The organism is Mesorhizobium sp. BR115XR7A, from assembly GCF_020165315.1.
Lineage (GTDB): Bacteria > Pseudomonadota > Alphaproteobacteria > Rhizobiales > Rhizobiaceae > Mesorhizobium > Mesorhizobium australicum.
Genome location: NZ_JAIUHW010000003.1, coordinates 149,028 through 166,010, shown reverse-complemented (window position 1 = coordinate 166,010; position 16,983 = coordinate 149,028). Strand labels below are relative to the sequence as shown.

The window sequence follows — 16,983 nt, the reverse complement described above, 5'->3', positions numbered from 1 at the left end:
AGAATGTCTCCCATTGTCGCGACGGGCCGCACCATTGCTGGGCGCGATCCCGTTCGGCTTCATCGTTACAAAGGTCGGCCCTGGCAGAGCCCGCGGTGGTCGCTGAAGCCGTGCTGTTACTTGGCGAGGAAATCTGTAATCAGCGTGACGGTGGCGTCCGGGTTTTCCTCCATGATCCAATGGCCCGATGCAGGCACGATGGCTCCGGTCACGTCACTGGCGACCAACCGCAAGATGTCGGCCTGCGTCGTGCCGGCCGATTTTTCCGCACCCGCCGCGAGCACTGGCATGGTCAGCTTGCCGCCCGTGGTGAGCATCGCCTGATTGTCGATCGCATCCTGGTCGAATGCCTTGAACTGCTCGAAGGCGTCGTGCATGGCATGTGGCCGGGCGTAAAGCTTGGCGTAGTGGACGCGCGTCGCCTCGTCGATCTTCTTGGGGTCGGCCGACAATTCGTTGTAGAAGCGATCGAGGTAGATGCGCTCGCGGCCCGCCACCAGCCGTTCCATGTCGGGGCCGCGGAAGTTGAAATGCCACAGCAGCGGGCTCTGCTTGATCTTGTCCCAGTCGCCTATGCCCGGCAGCGGCGCGTCGATGACAACCCATTTGGTGATGCGCTTCGGATACTGCGCGGCCAGCGCATAGCCGACCATGTTGCCGATGTCATGGGTGACCAGGTCGGCCTTGTCGATCTTCAGCGCGTCCATCACGCCGGCGATGTCGACGGCTTGGTTCTTCTTCGTGTAGCCGCCGTCGGGATGCGCCGAAAGGCCCATGCCGCGCAGGTCCGGCACGATCACGGTGTGGTCCTTCATCAACGCTATCGCAGCCGGCGCCCACATGTCGCCGGTGTCGGCGAAACCATGCAGCAGCACGACCGCCGGCCCTTGTCCGCCGACACGGACGTTCAGGCTGGTGCCGTTGGTCTCGATCGTCTGCGTCTTGAAGCCGGCCGGAAACGCGACAACGCGCGCGGAGGCCGGAACACTCATGGCCAGCAGACCAAGGACGACAACCAACGGACGAAACATGCTGCACTCTCCGAGCTTTTGTTCTGTGATCGCGGTATCGCGGCTTGTACAATTATGGCACCATGTCCTTGATTTCGTTAGGTGGCTGTCGCCTGACGGTGAATTCGGGAAAGCCGAACAATGCTGAAGCTCGAATCGGCCGCCGCGTTTGTCGCCGTAGCGGAATCCGGTTCGATCAGCGAAGCGGCCAGGCGCATGAGCCTGTCGAAATCCGTCATCAGCGAGCGACTGTCGGAACTGGAGCGCGGCCTCGGCACAAAGCTGCTGGACCGCACCACCCGCAAACTCTCCATCACCGAGGCGGGACGAGGTTTTTACGAGCGCGCCAAGCGCATCATGCAGGAGGTGGCCGATGCCCGCGCCGAAATCGCCGAGCGCCGCGGCGAACTCGCCGGGCCGCTCAGGATATCGGCGCCGACCAGTTTCGGCATCCTCCATCTCGGCCCGGCGCTATATGGCTTCCTGGCCAAGCACCCGGGAATCGAACTGACGCTCGATCTCGAGGATCGTTTCGTCAGCATGGTGGCCGATGGCTACGATGCCATTGTGCGTCATGGGCCGGTCGTCGAAGATGGACCTGTGATCGTCAAGAAGTTGGCTTCCAGCCGTCGCTTCCTGGTGGCCTCGCCGGATTATACCGAGCAATTCGGGTTGCCCGTGACCACCGATGACTTGAAGCGCCACAAGGGCATCATCTATTCCATCCGAGGTGCCGCCGACTGGCGGTTCAAGATTTCGCGGCGGCTGGTGACGATCCGCCCGGAAACCGCGCTGCGCGTCAACAATGGGATTTTGATGCGCGACGCCGCGCTTGCCGGCCTAGGCCTGGCGCTGCTCCCCGCCTACTTCATCCGCACCGAGATCGCCGACAAGCGATTGACGGTCGTCGATGTGGGTGCGGAGCCTGAAGGAGCCACCATCTATATCGCTTGTCCCGAGGATCGGCGCGGATCCGCCAAACTGCGCGCACTTACCGCATGGCTGCGCAACGCTTTCGGCGATCCGCCCTATTGGGAGCATGAGCCGGCGCTCACTTCGCATCGTGAAAAATGATGCCGACCGTGTGGCGCATGCCGGAGCGCAGGCGGCTGACGCCGTGGCGCAGGTTGACGCGGTAGTTGCCTTTCGTGCCCTGCACCGGCCGGTTGTGGACCGCGAAAGCCACCGCATCGCCCTGGCGCAGGGGCACCACTTCGACCCGGCTCTGCATCCGCGGCCGCTGTTCGGTCAGGGCGAACTCGCCGCCGGTGAAATCCTCGCCGGGTTCTGAAAGCAGGATCGCCACCTGCAGCGGGAAGGCGAGGTCGCCATAGAGGTCCTGGTGCAGGCAGTTGAAATCGCCGGGCACATATTGCAGCAAAAGCGGCGTCGGCCTGACCTGGCCGGCGGCATGGCACTGGTCGAGAAACGCGCCATGCGTGGCGGGATAGCGCATGGCGATCCCCATGCGCTCGTTCCAGCGGTTGGCGACCGCGGCCAGCCTGGGATAGAGCGCGCCGCGCAGGCCGCCGACCAGATCGGGCAAGGGATAGCGGAAATAACGGTATTCGCCCTTGCCGAAACCGTGCCTGGCCATGTGGATGTGGCTGCGGAAATGCTGCTCCTGGGGATAGAGGCCGGCGAGTTGCCGGCACTCATCGGCCGAGAGCAGCTTTTCCATCACCGCGCAGCCGAAGCTGTCGAGCTCGGTGGCGAGCGCCTGCCAGTCATAGGCGGCGATGCGTGTCTCGGCGGCTGCGACCAGCGATGGCGCGACCCTGGCGTCGGCGTTCATATCGCGGCCTCCCTTTCCAGCAAGGCGCGCTTGCGCTCGATGCCCCAGCGGTAGCCGGACAGCGAGCCGTCGGCGCGCAACACCCGGTGGCAAGGAATGCCGAGCGCGATGGCGTTGGCGGCACAGGCCGTCGCCACGGCGCGGGCGCCGTCCGGCACGCCGAGGCGCCGGGCTAGGGCGGTGTAAGTGACGGTGGCACCGCATGGGATGGCGCGCAGCGCCTCCCACACGCGCTGCTGGAAGGGCGTGCCGTGGCGTATGTCGAGCGGCAGGTCGAGACCGGCGCCGGGCGTTTCGATGAAGCGCGCTATCGCCGCGAGATCATCGCGCAGGCCGGCCGCGTCTTCGAGCAGCACCCTGCCGGGGAAGCGGTTGGCGAGGTCCTGCCGCAACGTGCCGGCGTCGGCGCCGATGAGGATGGCGCAGACGCCGATGGGGCTGCGCGCCGCCAGGATGTTTCCAAGCGCGGACTGGCCGATGGCGTAGCTGATGGTGTCAAGGACGCTGGTGGTTGTCGCCTGCATATCGGTTTGAATGTGGTTCATTGCCTTCACTCCTGTCTATGCCTTGACCCTAACGAACTGGCCGGTGCCGCTCACTCCGATGCTTGCTTTCAAATTCAATCCAGGGGGCTGAACGGCGAAAGCAGGTGCGGTTTTGGACCGCCTCAAGCGACACGGGTGACGCCGACCTCGTCCAGCAAAAAAACTTCGCCTGATATCAGCCGCAGCTCGAACTCGCCGGTCGTCGTGCGGCTCCACTCGGCCTTGCCATCCTCGACAAGCGTGCCGATGACGGCCAACACCAGCGCCTCCGCGTCCTCCAGGCTGACGGCAGCGCCGTTGGCGACCTGACCGTTCGCACCGGTGGTGGAAGAACTGGCCATCGCGCGCATTGCCGTCAGGCCCGCGAGGACCGCGAGGCATTCTCCGCAGCATCGCCGGCCTCGCGGTCGAGCAGCGCGCGTTTGCGCTGGGCGCCCCAGGCATAGCCCGACAGGGCGCCATCCTTCCTGATCACACGGTGGCAAGGGATGGCGACCGCAAGGGCGTTGGCGGCACAGGCGGCGGCGACGGCGCGGGTTGCGTTCGGCGCGCCGATACGGCCGGCGATCTCGGCATAGGAAACCGTGCGGCCAGCCGGGATGTCCCGCAAGGCCTGCCAGACGCGCTGCTGGAACGCGGTGCCGCGCACGTCGAGCGGCAGGTCGAGACCGAGCGCCGGCGCCTCGACGAGGCCAACGACGCGGGCCACCAGCGCCTCGTAGTCGCTGTCGCCACCGACTAGCCGCGCCTTGGGGAAACGGTCCTGCAGGTCGCGCACCAGCGCGTCGGGGTCCTGGCCGAGCAGGATCGAGGCGACGCCTTTCCGGCTCGAGGCGACCAGGATGGTGCCGAGCGAAGTTTCGCCGACGGCGAAGCGGATCTCTTCGTTGGCGCCGCCGGCGCGATAGCGCGTCGGCGTCATGCCGAGCATGCCGGTCGATTTCTCGTAGAAGCGCCCGCTCGAATTGAAGCCCGCATCGTAGATCGCCGATGTCACGCTGACGCCGTCTTCCAGCCCCTGGCGGACCCGGGCGGCACGCCCGGCCGCTGCATAATACTTCGGTGTCAGCCCGGTTACCGCCTTGAAGACGCGGTGGAAATAGCCGGGGCTGCGGCCGGCGGCATCGGCCAGTTCGATCAGCGACGGTTCCTCCTCGCTCTGCTCGATCCTGCGGCAGGCATCGGCGATCATCGCGGCGTTGGCGGCCTCGAGCGAAGGGCCGTCCGGATTGCAGCGCCGGCATGGGCGAAAGCCTGTCGCCTTCGCCGCCTGTAAAGTGTCGTGCAACTGGACATTGGCGGGGTTGGCGCGCCGCGACGGACAGGAGGGCCGGCAATAGACGCCGGTCGTCGCCACCGAATACCAGAATGCGCCGTCGGCCGACTTGTCGCGGGCGACAATGCGCGCCCAGCGTGGATCGTCGGCCACCGGCAGCGGCGCGGGTTGCAGATGTTTGGCCAGGGTGATGAACATGGCCGGCATTGAAGCCGCCAAAAGCCGGCCTCGCCACCCGTTTCCTGACAACTGTCAGGAGGCGCACGCGTGATTGGAACCGGGATGTTGCATGTGAGCGCAGCCGAGAATGCCTGCACAGACAGGACCGGCTCCTACGCCGCGCGTTTGGGCTCCACCGCGAACGGGCTCAGCCCCAGCCAGGCCTGCATCTTCCTGCCGATGGCCTGGTCGCCGGTCAGGGCGACCTTCGGGCCGGCCTTCTCGACGGTGAGCACTCCCATCCAGATCGCCGTCATCGTGTGCAGGTCGGTCGAGACATAGAGGTCGACGTCGAAGCCCGGATCATACCAGCACAGATCGACTTCGCCGTGCTTTTCGACGATCAGCCACCAGGAGCGTTTGGAGGCGGGGAGTTCCTGATACAGAAATTGTATCACCGTGCGTCCCTCGGGCAGCGGCGAGGGGTTCAAATTGCGCCGCATGTCCCACATCAGCAGCGACGGATCGAGGTTCTTGAGGGACAGGCGGGACTCGACCCATTTCTGCCCCCAGAAGCCCATCGCCTCGACGACCGGGCGCAAATCGCGGCCGGCTTCCGTCAGCCGATAGTCGAAAATTCCTTTTTCTCCCGGGACCTCCTTGCGCTCGACGATCCCCGCCAGCTCGAGCTCCTTAAGCCGTTGCGACAGAAGGGTCGGCGACATTTTGGGCACGCCGCGGCGCAAGTCGTTGAAACGGGTCGAACCGGCCACAAGCTCACGCATCAGCACCATCGTCCAGCGGGTGCACAGCACCTCGGCGGCCATCGATAGCGGGCAGAACTGTTTGTATCCGTGCTGGGTCATGACCGTGCCTCTCCCTAGAACCTGCGGGCAACATTAGTCCTTCGTGATTGAAGCGGCGAGTACAGAAACTGTACCGGCCCAGTACAGATCGCGGACTGGTCGGCTCGGGTCCCGCCATGCGAGCCCTCTGGACGGTTGCACGGGATATCCCTGTGCGCCGCAACCAGGAGACGACAATGACTGCTTACGTTATCGCCGACATCAAGATGAAGGACCCGAAATGGGTGCCGGCCTATGCCGCCTCGGTGCACGACCTCGTCCACAAGCATGGCGGCAAATATCTGTCGCGCAGCGGCAATGTGAAGACGCTCGAAGGCAAGCCGCTCGACACCACGCTGATCGCCCTGATGGCGTTCCCGTCGGAAGCGGCGGCGCGCGCCTTCACCAACGATCCGGCCTACGCGCCCTTCGTTTCGGCCCGCCAGGGCGGCAGCGACAGCCGTTTCCAGCTGATCGACGACACCGATCTGGCCGGAACGATCCCGTATCTGCCGAAGGGATGATCTCTCCCGGCATTCCTTGCACCGTATCCGGGATCACCAAGCAACAACAGCCACGGCGCTTGCCTGCCGGGCCTCCGTATTTTCGGCGGCCGGCCCGCTGTGCTTTTTCAAGAAGAATGGAACAAACATGATACGCGATTTTCGCAACGGGCTTTTCGTGGCAGGGGCCATTCTGGCCGCCTGGACCACCTTTGCCCAGGCGCACCAGGAGGCGGCTGAAACCGCGTCCGGTGCCAATCCGCTGGCCGAAAAGGTGCGGGCCGCCAACAGCCGGTTTCTCGATGTCAACGCCGCGACGGCGGAAGGCTATGCGCCCATTCCCTGCGCCAGCGGCATCACCGGCGGCGCCATGGGCATCCACTATGTCAATGGCGGGTACCTGAAGGACGACAAGATCGACATCGCCCGTCCCGAAGCGGTGATGTACGAGCCGATGGCCGACGGCACGCTGAAGCTGGTGGCGGTCGAATACATTACCTCGAAGGGGCCGGCGTCGCTCGAGGGACAGCTGTTCAACTTCAACAGCGCGCCCAACCGCTATGGCCTGGGTGAGTTCTACGAACTGCATGTCTGGGCCTGGAAAGGCAACCCGACCGGCACGTTCGCCGACATGAACCCGAAAGTGTCGTGCGAACACGCGATGGCGCCGAGCCAGTAAGCGGCATAGCCAGGCGGCGGCAATGCCGCCTGGCCCCCACCTCGGTTCTGCGTGAGATTTCTCAGGCGGGCTTGATGAGGCCGAGCTGGGTAAGGGCGGTGACGCCGTCGTCGAGACCGATTTCCTCGACGATCCTGCCGTCGATCACCTTGAGCACCGTGGTGCCGGTGAAGCGCATCGTGCGGCCGGTGGCGGCGGGCAGCGAACCGATGAGAAAATCGCCGAAGGCCGGGCCGGTATGCGTGCCGCCGCCCTCCCACTGGCCGACGACATAGTCGCCCTCGGCGATGAGATCGGCGGTGGCCCAGAAGTTGAGATCCGGGAAGGCTGCGCGAAAATCGGTCATGAAGGCCTTGATGTCGTCGCGCCCGCGGCGCGGCTCGTGCAGCGAGTATTTGAGCAGCATATCGGGGGCCGCGACGGCGTCGACGACGGAGAGGTCGCAGGTTTCACCCCAGAAGTCGGTGAACCATCTGACGACGACGGCCTTGTTGTCTTCCTGCTTGGTCATTGGGAGGTCCTTTTCCTGTCTTGCTTCGTGATCACCGGACTGGCTGGTGAACACGGCCATTCCTATGACCAATCGAGGCGCGCCAAACTCCGGTTCTTGCCGGCCAATCGAAAGGCTGATGCCAAGATTGTCGCCGGGAGCGTGGACATTCCGCCCTTCCGCGGCCCGGTAACGGTTTCTTCTCTGGTTTTGCCGCAGATTGCCCAGGGACGGGGGTGGCGGAACGGGCGATGGCGGGTCAGGATAAGAAAAGTCGCAGCGGAGCGTTCTGGGCCAAGGCCCTGGAGCGCGCCCATCTTGGCGTCTGGGACTGGGATCTCAGCACCGGGGACTGCTTCTATTCGGCGACCTGGGCCCGGATGCTGGGTTACGAGGACGGCGAACTCGCCAATACCAGTGACCTGTGGCTGCAGCTTACCCATCCCGACGACCGGGAACGGGCGCAGGCCAGCGGCGACCGCCACATTGCCGGGCTGACCGACGCCATCGAGACCGAACTCAGGCTCAAGCACAAGCAGGGCCATTGGGTTTGGGTGCTCGACCGAGGCGGCATCGTCGAGAGCGACGCCGACGGGAAGCCGCTCAGGCTGATGGGCGTGCAGACCGACATCTCCAAGCAGAAGGCGGCCGAAGCCGCGCTCGAACAGGTCAATATCCGCTTTCGCCTGGCGCTCGCCGCCAGCGGCACCGGCATCTGGCACTACGACATCGCTACCAACAAGAGCTATTGGGACACGCGCACAAGAGAGATATTCGGCCTCGTCGCAGTGACCGACGAGGTGACGGCCGATCTCTGGCACAGCTACCTGCATCCCGACGATAAGGACGCCGCCGAACGCGCCCACAGGGTGCCATTGGGAACCGACGGCGTCATCGCCGCGCAGTACCGCATTATCAAGCGCGACGGCCAGATCCGGCATGTCGAATCGCTGCTGCGCTTCATCGCCGCCGCCGGTGCCACCGGCCAGGTGCTGGGGACCGTGCGCGACATCACCGAGGACAAGCTGCGCGAACAGGAGCTTGCCTTCGCCGCCCGCCACGACGCGCTGACCGGCCTTTGGAACCGCGCCGCCTTCGACCGTCTGCTCGCCCACCATATCGCCACGGCCGTGCCGCTGGCGGTGTTCTATGTCGACCTCGACTACTTCAAGGCCCTCAACGATTTCGCCGGCCATGCCGCCGGCGATCTGGCGCTGAAGAGCGTCGCGGCGGGTATCGGCCGCTGCCTGCCGCCATCGGCGCATGCGGCGCGGCTCGGCGGCGACGAGTTCGCCCTGATGGTGCCCGATTGCGACGCCGTGCAAGCCGAAGGTCTGGCCGGCGCCATCCTGGCGGCCGTGCGCGACGCCGATCTCGGCCTCGCCGCGACGTCGCGCCGGTTGGCGGCCAGCATCGGCATCACCGTCGTCCGCGACCGTGCCACCACGGTTGCCGACGCGCTGGCCTGCGCCGACGATGCCTGCTACGCGGCCAAGGCCGCCGGGCGCGATCGCTTCGCGCTGTTTTCGACCGATGCCGTCTCCGGTTCGGTCGGCCTCAATGCGGCGCGGCTCGCCGCCGACACGGTCGACGCCATGGATGACGGCAGGCTGAAATTGTTCGGCCAGCAGATCCACCGGCTGGGCAGGCCCTGGGAAGAGAGCCGCCATGTCGAGGTGCTGGCGCGGCTTGCCGGACAGGGCGGCCGGCTGATCCCGCCCGGCGAGTTCATTCCGGCGGCGGAGCGTTTCGGCGTTGCCGCGCGGCTCGACCGCTGGATCATCCGCACCGCCCTGTCTCGGCACGGCGCGGCGATGAAGTCCGGCGCGATCACGCTCGGCTTCAACCTGTCGGCGCAGACGCTGAGCGACCCAGGACTGTGGGACTTTGTCGACCGGGTCATCGAGGAGACCGGGACGCCGCATTCCGGCATCGGCTTCGAGATCACCGAAACCGCCGCCGTCACCAATTTCGACGCCGCCGAGGCGTTCGTGCGCAAGGCGCGCGAGCGGCGCTGCCGGGTCAGTCTCGACGATTTCGGCGCCGGCATGAGTTCGTTCGAATATCTCAGGCGCTTTCCGGTCGACGCCATCAAGATCGACGGCTCCTTCATCGAGCACGTCACCGAAAGCCGCTTCGACCGCGAGATCGTGCTGGCCATCACCAGCATTGCCCGCAGCCTCGGCTGCGCCGTGGTGGGCGAGAAGATCGAGCGGCAGGACACGGTAGCCATGCTGGCCGATATGGGCGTCGAGTTCGGTCAGGGTTTTCTGCTGCACCGGCCCGAACCGCTGGAGCGGGTCGTGGCGCAATCGGCGCGAATGGCCGGTGCCGCGTCGAGACGCAAGGCGTCCTGAGAGATCAAATGCATGCCGCTCCAAAAGCGGCCCGGAGCGACATGCGTGAAGACGAAGATTTGATCCGCGCGGGCTGAACAACGCCACGCGTGCTGTTCAGCCGAGTCGGCGTGCCGACGCTCGCGGAAATTCCAGCACCCCGGGTTCCGGCTTCCTGTGTTGTGCTTCCGCTACCATCTCGATCAACAGGTCGAGGGCCTCGCATGTGGCGCGGCTCGTCTCGTCATTGCCGCGCAGATAATGGTAGGCGCGTTCGAGATGGAGACGGGCGGCTGAAAAATCGCTGGTCAATGGTTCCCTCCATGATCCCGCCCTGATGGATATTGGCCTGCCTGGCGCAAGGTGGGGTAAATATCCACAGGCGCCTTTTATTCAAATGCCGGCGAACGCCGTGCTGCTGGCGGCGCCATCGTGTCAGGAGTGACGGCCCTGCCGGCTTTGCGCGGTTTGGCGGCTTGTCTAGACTGCGCTCTTTTGCCCGAGGTGAAATCGATGATCGTCCAAGCCTGCATCAACGGCGCGCGTTCGCGCGATTTCCATCCCAGGCTACCGCTGACGGCACAGGCAATGGCCGGCGATGCGGCTTCCTGCGTCGCCGCGGGTGCCGCCGAACTGCACATCCATTCGCGCGGCGCCGGCGGGCGCGAAAGCCTGGCGGCGGTGGATGCGACGGTCCTTGCCGTGCGCCAGGCCTGTCCGGGCACATTGATCGGCGTCTCGACCGGCGCCTGGATCGAGAACGATGTGGCGCGCACCCGCGCGGCGATCGCCGCCTGGCGGGAACTGCCCGACTATGCCTCGGTCAATCTTTCAGAAACCGACGCGCCCGCCGTGATGGAGTTGTTGCGCAAGCAGGGCGTCGGCATCGAGGCGGGGCTGGCCACGACGGAAGATGCCGAGCGCTTCGTGACGCTCGCCGATCACGGCCGCGTACTGCGCATCCTGATCGAGATCGACATACCGGACCTGCCTGCAGCCCTCGACGAGGCGCACGGCATCGCCGCCATTCTCGAACGCGCGAGCGTGCGGCGGCAGATCCTGCTGCACGGCGTCGACGGCACGGTCTGGCCGTTCGTCGCCCTTGCGCGGCAAAAGCGCTGGTCGACACGGGTCGGGCTGGAGGACGGCAAGACACTCGCCGATGGAACGGTGGCGAGGGACAATGCCGAGATCGTGGCCGCGACCGCCGCGAATTTCCACTCCACGAGTATGAGCTGAACCTTGTCGGGCCGCGCGCCGGCGAACTCGGCGATGCCATTCGCTCGGGCAAGGCGATTGAGGAACAGCTGAAATAAGGCCACATTTGCGGGCGAGGGGAGATGTCCAACCGTTTCGGAGCTCTCGCATGTCGCTGTCCGGCACGACAACCCGCTATGGGCGCCTCGCCCAGGCATTGCATTGGCTGACGGCATTGCTGGTGCTCATTGCCTTCCTGGTCTCGGCGGGCGGTCCGCCGGAGCGGGTCTATTCAGCGGCCAGGGCGTCGACGCTGCTGCTGCACGAGTCGCTCGGCTTCACCGTTTTCTGCTTGCTGGTCGTTCGCCTGATCTGGCGTCGGTTCGACCGCATTCCGATGCCCCGGCCATGCCGTCTTGGATGGAGGTCGCCTCGAAGGCAACGCATTGGGCGCTTTATGCGCTGCTGTTCGCCGTTCCGGCGACAGCCATGGTCGGCGCCTTGTTCGGCGGCCACCCGGTCACTGTCTATGGGCTGGGAGCTATCGGTCCGTTTTCCGGCAGCTGGGGCGCGCCGCTGGCGGAGATCCACGGCACGCTCGGCGACGTCATGATGTGGATCGCCGGCCTGCACGCGGCCGCCGCCATCTTCCACCATTTCTTCCTTCGCGACCGGGTGCTGAGCCAGATGCTGCCGGGCCTGCCCGATCCGTCTTCCCGGAGGAGCGGCTAAACGCGGTCAGTCGAGAATGGTACGGATCGCTTGATCCACCACCGGGTGCAGGCCGCTGGCCCGTCGAAGCCACAATACGGAAGTTTCTGAAATAGCCGAACCCTTATTTCAGAAACCTGGTGAGAAATTGAAATAGCTTTTGGAGGTTGGTCGAATCTGACATAACGATTTTCTTATTGTAGAAATCGTGGACGTTTCTGAAATATGGATTTGTCGTCTTACAAGGCGGGGCAGTACGAAAAGCGGTTGAAACATCGCAGCTTCGTGCCGACCTCGATCAATCATCCCTGGATCGTCTCCGACCCGAACATCATAGAGGTGCTTGGCCGCGCCGATCGAGCATTGGGTGAATTGAATGCATTCGCACAACTCGTTCCCGATATCGATTTTTTCATCAGCATGTACGTTGCGAAGGAAGCAACCCAGTCCAGCCGGATCGAAGGCACCCACACCAATATCGAGGACGCTTTCAAGCAGCTCGAAGATTTGTCTCCTGAGGCACGCGACGACTGGGAGGAGGTGCAGAACTATATCCAAGCGATCAATAGCGCCATTACCAGCCTGGAGCGCCTGCCTTTCTCCAACAGGCTACTGAAGGAAACTCACGCCATCCTCATGCAGGGGGTGCGCGGCGACACCAAGCAACCCGGCGAATTTCGAACCAGTCAGAACTGGATTGACGTGAGTCTAAGAAACGCGGTCTTCGTGCCCCCGCATCACGAGCATGTTCCCGAGCTCATGAGCGATATGGAAAAATTCACCCATGCCGACAGCCTGCGCGTACCGCCACTCATCCGCATTGCGATCGCCCACTATCAATTCGAAACCATCCATCCGTTCCTGGATGGCAACGGGCGGCTGGGCCGCCTGATGATTTCGCTTTACCTCGCCTCGCAGGGGCTTCTTGTCAAACCCGCGCTCTATCTGTCCGACTATTTCGAGCGCAACAAGACAGCGTATATCGATCACCTCATGGCCGTACGCGAGGGCAACCATATGCGCGACTGGCTGATTTTCTTTCTCCACGGAGTTGAAGAGACAGCGCGTGCGTCTGCTGACGTGTTCCGCAAAATTCTGGTGCTTAAAGAGCGGATAGAACGGGAAACGCTGCCGCGCTTCAGCAATCGCCGTCAAGGAAACGCGCAACAACTTGTAAGACATCTCTACAGGCAACCATTGGTCGACGTGAAGGGTGTCACCATTCTGTTGGACACGACGACAAACACGGCTACGTCATTGATTGCCGATCTCATAAGCCACGGCGTTCTAATCGAAGTCACCGGCCAAAGACGCAATCGGTTTTTCGTGTTCGAACGATACCTCCAGCTCTTCGAGAGGCGCAGAGATGGCTGACGTCCGCGCATAGATCGCGTGAGGCCCTCTGACGGCAGCAGTTCGATTTCCTACCCTCCCTAAGATCACAGCCGCAAGATTGTCGCGATCGCTTGGTCCACCACCGGATGCATGCCGCTCGCCTGGAAGGAGAGGCGATTGCCGGAGCCGACATTGCTGGTCATGGCGATGGTGAGGTCCGTCTCGGGATCGTGCAGCATGACGGCGACGTAGCCCGGAATGCTGCCCTGGTGCCCGTAGAAGGCGCGGTCCGCATAGGTGCTCTGGAACATGCCCGCGCCCGTCTCGCGCATGCGGGTGCCGGGGAAACTCGCCGGCACGCGGTGTTCGAACATCTCGGCGAAGAACGGCGGCGACAACAGTCCGCCGGAGAACAGGCCGCGCATGAAACCCACCATGTCTGACGGCGTCGACACCATGTCGCCGCAACCATAGGCGGCGCCGAAGGGGAAGGAGTCGGACGAATCCTGCAGCGCTTCGGAGTAGGGCAGCACGCCGTCCATGCGCCACATCTCGCCGCCCGAGGCGATGTCGGTGGGCGCGTTCGGCGCCGGCGGCGGCCGGTGGTAATAGCCGCGCACCATCGATTTATCGGGGAAGGCCTCGGTCGCCGGCGACCAGGTGTTGTTCAGGCCGAGTGGCTCAAGGACCGCGCTTCTGACATAGGCGCCCAGCTTCTGGCCGGTGACGGCCTCGATCACCATGCCGGCCAGGACATAGCCGGTGTTGTTGTAGACGGCCGGTCCGCCCGGTGGCTTCTGTTTGTCGGAGGCGAAGGCGATGTCGACCAGCTGTTGCGGCGTCCATTGCCGGCTCGGGTCCATCGGAATGTAATATTCGAATTCCGGCAGGCCGCTGCGATGGTTGACCAGCTGGCGTACCGAAATGGTTTTGGCGCCAGGCAGGTCCGGGAACCAGGAGGCGATCGGCGCGCCGAGGTCGAGCTTGCCGGTCTCGGCGAGCTTGACCAGGGCCGCGGCGACGAAGGTCTTGGTGCAGCTGCCGATCTTGAACAGCTGGTCCGACGTGACAGGCGTGCCCAGCGCGCGATCGGCGAGGCCTGATGTGAGGGCGGTTGGTGTGGTGTCACCCCTGGCATAGGCGAGCGACGCACCCACCGCGCCATCGGCGATGTAGGTGGCGAGAAGAGCGTTCAGGTCTTTTGGCATGGTGGTCTCGCTTTTTGTGGATCGCGGGATCTTCGCAAAATCGGCCGCGTAGCGGCCGGATGAGGGGGGTACCCAGCGCGACAAGCCTCACTCCGCAATGTCGACGGCGGCGAAATTCTGCCGGCCGAAGGGGTCGAGCACGTAATTCAGCACGCTCTTGCGGATCGGGATCGCCACCATCGAATGGGCGATCGGCGCCACCGGCACCTCGGCCTTCAGGATGGCCTGCGCCTTTCCATAGATCGCGGCGCGCTCTTTCGGGTCGGCGGCAACGCGGCCCTCGTCGAGCAGCTTCTCGAAATCCTTGTCGCACCAGCGCGAGCGGTTGGAGCCACCCTTCACGCCGTCGCAGGAGAGCAGATAGCTCAGCATGTTGTCGGGATCGCCATTGTCGCTGCTGCCGCCGAGCAGGAAGGCGTCCTGTTCGCCCGCCGCGGTGCGCTTGAGGTATTCGCCCCATTCGAAGCTGACGATCTCCGATTGCACGCCGACCTTCGCCCAGTCGGCCTGGATCATCTCGGCCATGCGCTTGGCGTTGGGATTGTAGGGGCGCGACACCGGCATCGCCCACAGGCTGATCTTGAGGCCGCTTTCATGGCCCGCTTCCTTGAGCAGTTTCTTGGCGCCATCGGGATCGTACTCGATGCCGGCATCGGTGACGGCGCCGAGCTGCGCCGGCGGCACGACGCTGCCGGCCACCGTGCCGGCGCCGGCATAGACCGCATCGACGATCGCCTTGCGGTCGACGGCCTTGGCCAGTGCCGTGCGCACGCGCACGTCGCCCAGCGGCTGGTGCTCGACATTGAAGCCGAGAATGCCGATGTTCTGGCCCTTGAGATCGAGAACCGTGATGTCGGGATCGCTGCGCAGGTCGGCGACGGCACTTGGCGGCGGCGGGGCGGCGACCTGGCATTCATTGGCCTTGATGCGCTCGACGCGGGTGGTCGGCTCGGGCGTGACGGCGAAGACCAGCGTGTCGATCTTCGGCGCGCCGCGCCAGTAATCCTTGTTTGCGGCATAACGGACCTGGCTGTCGGGCACATAGGCCTCAAGCACGAACGGTCCGGTGCCGACCGGCATGCTGTCGATCAGCTCCGGCGTGCCGGCCGCGACCATCTTTTCGGTCTGCTCCAGCGACAGGATGGAGAGATAGTCGAGCGCCAGCCCGGCCAGGAATGTGACGTTGGGAGCCGTCAGCGTGAAGCGCACGGTGTAGTCGTCGACCTTGTCTATTCTGTCGATCAGCGTGCCCATGCCCAGCGCGTTGAAGTACTCGTAAGAGCCGCCGCCAAGCTTGTGATAGGGATTGTTGGCGTCGCGCTGGCGGTTGAAGGTGTAGAGCACGTCGTCCGCGTCGAAGTCGCGCCTGGGCGAAAAATGCTCGTTCGACTGAAACTTCACGCCGTGCCTGAGATGGAAGGTGTAGGCCTTGCCATCCGACGAGACATCCCAGCTTTCGGCGAGCGCCGGGCCGACCTCGGTGGTGCCCGGCTTGAACTCGACCAGCCGGTTGAAGATCGTCTTGGCGGCGGCGTCCATGGTGGAATCGGCGATGCCGATCGCCGGGTTGAAGGTCTCGGGATTGGCTTCCGAGCAATAGACCAGCGTCTTGGCGTAGGCCTGTCCGCCGAGAAGGACGGATGAGGCCAGAACGGACGTGGCCAGGAGGGACGTGGCCAGAAGGGACGGGGCAAGCACCGCGCGCAGAGATTTCATCGCAAACGCTCCTGATGACACTTCGGGGTTGAGGGAAGGAACTTCATGGCGTCGTCGCCGGGGTAAGGAAGCGATCGGGCGCCAGCGCCCCAGCGGTCACGCCGAGTGCGGTGACGTCGTTGGGCAGGGGCTCGCCGCGCATCAGCGCCGCGCTCAGCCTGGCCAGCGTCAGCGACACCTGAAAACCGTAGCCACCTTGGCCGCCGAGCCAGAAGAAGCCGGGCAGGCGCGGGTCGAAGCCGGCGACCGGCGTGCGGTCGGGAGCGAAGGTACGCAGGCCCGCCCACGGCGTCGACGGGCGGCCGATGCGCATAGACGTCGCCTGTTCGATGCGGTCGACGGCGATGGCGACGTCGATATCCTCGGGATACGCATCGCAAGGCTCGGAATCCGTCTCGTCGGCGAGCGAACCGATCAATCTGCCGGCATCGGGCTTGAAGTAGAACTGCTCGTGCAGGTCGACCACCAGCGGCCAGCCGGCGATGTCCAACCCGGCGGGCGGATCGAACAGGAAGGCGGTGCGCCGTTTCGGCTGGAAGCCGAGGCCCGGGAGTCCCACCATGCCGGCGACGACATCGACCCAGGCGCCGGCGGCGTTGACGATGATGTCAGCCGAGTAGACGCCGGCGCTTGTTTCAACCCGAAAAGCGCTGCCGTCGCGTGAGATGGCGCGGACCTCCTCGCCGGTGCGGATGGTGCCGCCGCCGGCTTTGAGCTTGGACGCGCAGGTCGCAAGCATCTTGTCCGTGTCGACATCCACCGCGTCCGGCTCATAGACGCCGCCGCATGTGGCTTGCTGGGCAATGACCGGAACCAGCGCGTGGAGCTCGGCCGCCGAGAGGCGGCGCACTGATGGCACCAGCGCCTGCAAATCACGAGCCAGCTTGTCGATGGCGGCATCGTCACCGGTCCATCCGACATGCAGCGCGCCACGCCGGTGGGCGACGAAACCGCCCTCGACGATTGCCTGCCGGCTGGCCAGCGTCAGCCCGCGCACGAGGCGGTTGCCATAGGTCTCGGTGAACAGAGCGGCGGAGCGTCCGCTGGCGTGGTAGCCGAGATGCGGTTCGCGCTCGATGACGGTGACTTCGGCCGAGGCCGCCACCTCGGCGGCAAGTGAGAGGCCGGCAATGCCGCCGCCGATGACGACGATTTTTCTGAAGGAGTTCGACTGCATT

The 16,983-nt window shown here is 64.7% G+C and carries 18 protein-coding genes and 1 pseudogene; 8 read left to right on the top strand and 11 right to left on the bottom strand.

Annotated elements, in window-relative coordinates; genetic code table 11:
- Window positions 1-116: 116 nt before the first annotated feature.
- On the bottom strand, window positions 117-1,031 hold the full coding sequence (locus LB557_RS07710; RefSeq protein ID WP_224642197.1) for an alpha/beta fold hydrolase: 915 nt from the start codon (window positions 1,029-1,031) through the stop codon (window positions 117-119).
- Window positions 1,032-1,151: 120 nt separating this feature from the next.
- Here LB557_RS07710 and LB557_RS07705 point away from each other — a divergent pair, with 120 nt between their 5' ends.
- Window positions 1,152-2,084, top strand: coding sequence for a LysR family transcriptional regulator (locus LB557_RS07705; RefSeq protein ID WP_015316991.1), 933 nt, complete (start codon window positions 1,152-1,154; stop codon window positions 2,082-2,084).
- Here the strand turns inward: LB557_RS07705 and LB557_RS07700 are convergent.
- The 5 genes from LB557_RS07700 to LB557_RS07680 all read right to left on the bottom strand — a co-directional run bounded on the left by LB557_RS07700 (window position 2,062) and on the right by LB557_RS07680 (window position 5,651).
- Window positions 2,062-2,805 (bottom strand): 2OG-Fe(II) oxygenase, encoded by a 744-nt coding sequence (locus tag LB557_RS07700; RefSeq protein WP_224642196.1) that lies wholly within the window; start codon window positions 2,803-2,805, stop codon window positions 2,062-2,064. The genes LB557_RS07705 and LB557_RS07700 overlap by 23 nt on opposite strands.
- Complete coding sequence (locus LB557_RS07695) at window positions 2,802-3,350, bottom strand: methylated-DNA--[protein]-cysteine S-methyltransferase (protein ID WP_224642194.1); 549 nt, start codon at window positions 3,348-3,350, stop codon at window positions 2,802-2,804. Before LB557_RS07695 ends, LB557_RS07700 begins: the two co-directional genes overlap by 4 nt.
- Before the next feature lie 122 nt (window positions 3,351-3,472).
- Window positions 3,473-3,691 carry a hypothetical protein gene (locus LB557_RS07690; RefSeq protein ID WP_224642193.1) on the bottom strand — a complete coding sequence of 73 codons (219 nt, stop codon included), beginning with the start codon at window positions 3,689-3,691 and terminating at the stop codon, window positions 3,473-3,475.
- Between the two features lie 14 nt (window positions 3,692-3,705).
- The gene (gene ada / locus LB557_RS07685) at window positions 3,706-4,824 is read right to left on the bottom strand and encodes a bifunctional DNA-binding transcriptional regulator/O6-methylguanine-DNA methyltransferase Ada (protein ID WP_224642244.1); all 1,119 of its coding nucleotides are present in this window, start codon (window positions 4,822-4,824) and stop codon (window positions 3,706-3,708) included.
- Between the two features lie 134 nt (window positions 4,825-4,958).
- On the bottom strand, window positions 4,959-5,651 hold the full coding sequence (locus LB557_RS07680) for a winged helix-turn-helix transcriptional regulator (RefSeq protein WP_224642192.1): 693 nt from the start codon (window positions 5,649-5,651) through the stop codon (window positions 4,959-4,961).
- Between the two features lie 176 nt (window positions 5,652-5,827).
- Between LB557_RS07680 and LB557_RS07675 the strand changes: the two genes are divergently transcribed.
- Window positions 5,828-6,154: a DUF1330 domain-containing protein gene (locus tag LB557_RS07675; protein ID WP_149902579.1), complete on the top strand. Its 327-nt coding sequence runs from the start codon at window positions 5,828-5,830 to the stop codon at window positions 6,152-6,154.
- Window positions 6,155-6,281: 127 nt separating this feature from the next.
- On the top strand, window positions 6,282-6,812 hold the full coding sequence (locus LB557_RS07670; protein WP_224642191.1) for a hypothetical protein: 531 nt from the start codon (window positions 6,282-6,284) through the stop codon (window positions 6,810-6,812).
- A gap of 61 nt (window positions 6,813-6,873) precedes the next feature.
- Here the strand turns inward: LB557_RS07670 and LB557_RS07665 are convergent, their stop codons facing one another.
- Window positions 6,874-7,323, bottom strand: coding sequence for an ester cyclase (locus LB557_RS07665; RefSeq protein ID WP_224642190.1), 450 nt, complete (start codon window positions 7,321-7,323; stop codon window positions 6,874-6,876).
- Window positions 7,324-7,553: 230 nt separating this feature from the next.
- On the opposite strand from LB557_RS07665, the gene LB557_RS07660 reads away from it, so the two are divergent.
- Window positions 7,554-9,659: an EAL domain-containing protein gene (locus LB557_RS07660; protein ID WP_224642189.1), complete on the top strand. Its 2,106-nt coding sequence runs from the start codon at window positions 7,554-7,556 to the stop codon at window positions 9,657-9,659.
- Window positions 9,660-9,755: 96 nt separating this feature from the next.
- Here LB557_RS07660 and LB557_RS07655 read toward each other — a convergent pair whose 3' ends face one another.
- The gene (locus LB557_RS07655) at window positions 9,756-9,950 is read right to left on the bottom strand and encodes a hypothetical protein (protein ID WP_023774040.1); all 195 of its coding nucleotides are present in this window, start codon (window positions 9,948-9,950) and stop codon (window positions 9,756-9,758) included.
- Window positions 9,951-10,151: 201 nt separating this feature from the next.
- On the opposite strand from LB557_RS07655, the gene LB557_RS07650 reads away from it, so the two are divergent.
- The 4 genes and pseudogenes from LB557_RS07650 (at window position 10,152) to LB557_RS07640 (ending at window position 12,920) form a co-directional block, all read left to right on the top strand.
- Window positions 10,152-10,877 (top strand): 3-keto-5-aminohexanoate cleavage protein, encoded by a 726-nt coding sequence (locus tag LB557_RS07650; RefSeq protein WP_224642187.1) that lies wholly within the window; start codon window positions 10,152-10,154, stop codon window positions 10,875-10,877.
- A 127-nt stretch (window positions 10,878-11,004) separates the two neighbouring features.
- A pseudogene (locus LB557_RS31850) lies at window positions 11,005-11,169 on the top strand (cytochrome b); the annotation flags it as partial.
- Window positions 11,170-11,243: 74 nt separating this feature from the next.
- Window positions 11,244-11,567, top strand: a complete 324-nt coding sequence (locus LB557_RS31580) for a cytochrome b (protein WP_263496719.1) — start codon at window positions 11,244-11,246, stop codon at window positions 11,565-11,567.
- A 246-nt stretch (window positions 11,568-11,813) separates the two neighbouring features.
- Window positions 11,814-12,920 (top strand): Fic family protein, encoded by a 1,107-nt coding sequence (locus LB557_RS07640; protein WP_224713042.1) that lies wholly within the window; start codon window positions 11,814-11,816, stop codon window positions 12,918-12,920.
- A 65-nt stretch (window positions 12,921-12,985) separates the two neighbouring features.
- Here LB557_RS07640 and LB557_RS07635 read toward each other — a convergent pair whose 3' ends face one another.
- The 3 genes from LB557_RS07635 to LB557_RS07625 all read right to left on the bottom strand — a co-directional run bounded on the left by LB557_RS07635 (window position 12,986) and on the right by LB557_RS07625 (window position 16,982).
- Window positions 12,986-14,089, bottom strand: a complete 1,104-nt coding sequence (locus LB557_RS07635) for a serine hydrolase domain-containing protein (protein WP_224713041.1) — start codon at window positions 14,087-14,089, stop codon at window positions 12,986-12,988.
- A gap of 87 nt (window positions 14,090-14,176) precedes the next feature.
- The gene (locus LB557_RS07630) at window positions 14,177-15,805 is read right to left on the bottom strand and encodes an ABC transporter substrate-binding protein (RefSeq protein WP_224642182.1); all 1,629 of its coding nucleotides are present in this window, start codon (window positions 15,803-15,805) and stop codon (window positions 14,177-14,179) included.
- Between the two features lie 43 nt (window positions 15,806-15,848).
- On the bottom strand, window positions 15,849-16,982 hold the full coding sequence (locus tag LB557_RS07625) for an NAD(P)/FAD-dependent oxidoreductase (RefSeq protein ID WP_224642180.1): 1,134 nt from the start codon (window positions 16,980-16,982) through the stop codon (window positions 15,849-15,851).
- Window position 16,983 lies beyond the last annotated feature (1 nt).

What these genes read in the sequence shown, in the direction of transcription:
- LB557_RS07680 (WP_224642192.1), bottom strand. Translation starts at nt 5,651, where the DNA reads ATGACCCAGCACGGATACAAACAGTTCTGCCCGCTATCGATGGCCGCC.
- LB557_RS07670 (WP_224642191.1), top strand. Translation starts at nt 6,282, where the DNA reads ATGATACGCGATTTTCGCAACGGGCTTTTCGTGGCAGGGGCCATTCTG.
- LB557_RS07700 (WP_224642196.1), bottom strand. Translation starts at nt 2,805, where the DNA reads ATGAACGCCGACGCCAGGGTCGCGCCATCGCTGGTCGCAGCCGCCGAG.
- LB557_RS07705 (WP_015316991.1), top strand. Translation starts at nt 1,152, where the DNA reads ATGCTGAAGCTCGAATCGGCCGCCGCGTTTGTCGCCGTAGCGGAATCC.
- LB557_RS07695 (WP_224642194.1), bottom strand. Translation starts at nt 3,350, where the DNA reads ATGAACCACATTCAAACCGATATGCAGGCGACAACCACCAGCGTCCTT.
- LB557_RS07635 (WP_224713041.1), bottom strand. Translation starts at nt 14,089, where the DNA reads ATGCCAAAAGACCTGAACGCTCTTCTCGCCACCTACATCGCCGATGGC.
- ada (WP_224642244.1), bottom strand. Translation starts at nt 4,824, where the DNA reads ATGTTCATCACCCTGGCCAAACATCTGCAACCCGCGCCGCTGCCGGTG.
- LB557_RS07665 (WP_224642190.1), bottom strand. Translation starts at nt 7,323, where the DNA reads ATGACCAAGCAGGAAGACAACAAGGCCGTCGTCGTCAGATGGTTCACC.
- LB557_RS07625 (WP_224642180.1), bottom strand. Translation starts at nt 16,982, where the DNA reads ATGCAGTCGAACTCCTTCAGAAAAATCGTCGTCATCGGCGGCGGCATT.
- LB557_RS07710 (WP_224642197.1), bottom strand. Translation starts at nt 1,031, where the DNA reads ATGTTTCGTCCGTTGGTTGTCGTCCTTGGTCTGCTGGCCATGAGTGTT.
- LB557_RS07660 (WP_224642189.1), top strand. Translation starts at nt 7,554, where the DNA reads ATGGCGGGTCAGGATAAGAAAAGTCGCAGCGGAGCGTTCTGGGCCAAG.
- LB557_RS07690 (WP_224642193.1), bottom strand. Translation starts at nt 3,691, where the DNA reads ATGGCCAGTTCTTCCACCACCGGTGCGAACGGTCAGGTCGCCAACGGC.
- LB557_RS07630 (WP_224642182.1), bottom strand. Translation starts at nt 15,805, where the DNA reads ATGAAATCTCTGCGCGCGGTGCTTGCCCCGTCCCTTCTGGCCACGTCC.
- LB557_RS07650 (WP_224642187.1), top strand. Translation starts at nt 10,152, where the DNA reads ATGATCGTCCAAGCCTGCATCAACGGCGCGCGTTCGCGCGATTTCCAT.
- LB557_RS07675 (WP_149902579.1), top strand. Translation starts at nt 5,828, where the DNA reads ATGACTGCTTACGTTATCGCCGACATCAAGATGAAGGACCCGAAATGG.
- LB557_RS31580 (WP_263496719.1), top strand. Translation starts at nt 11,244, where the DNA reads ATGCCGTCTTGGATGGAGGTCGCCTCGAAGGCAACGCATTGGGCGCTT.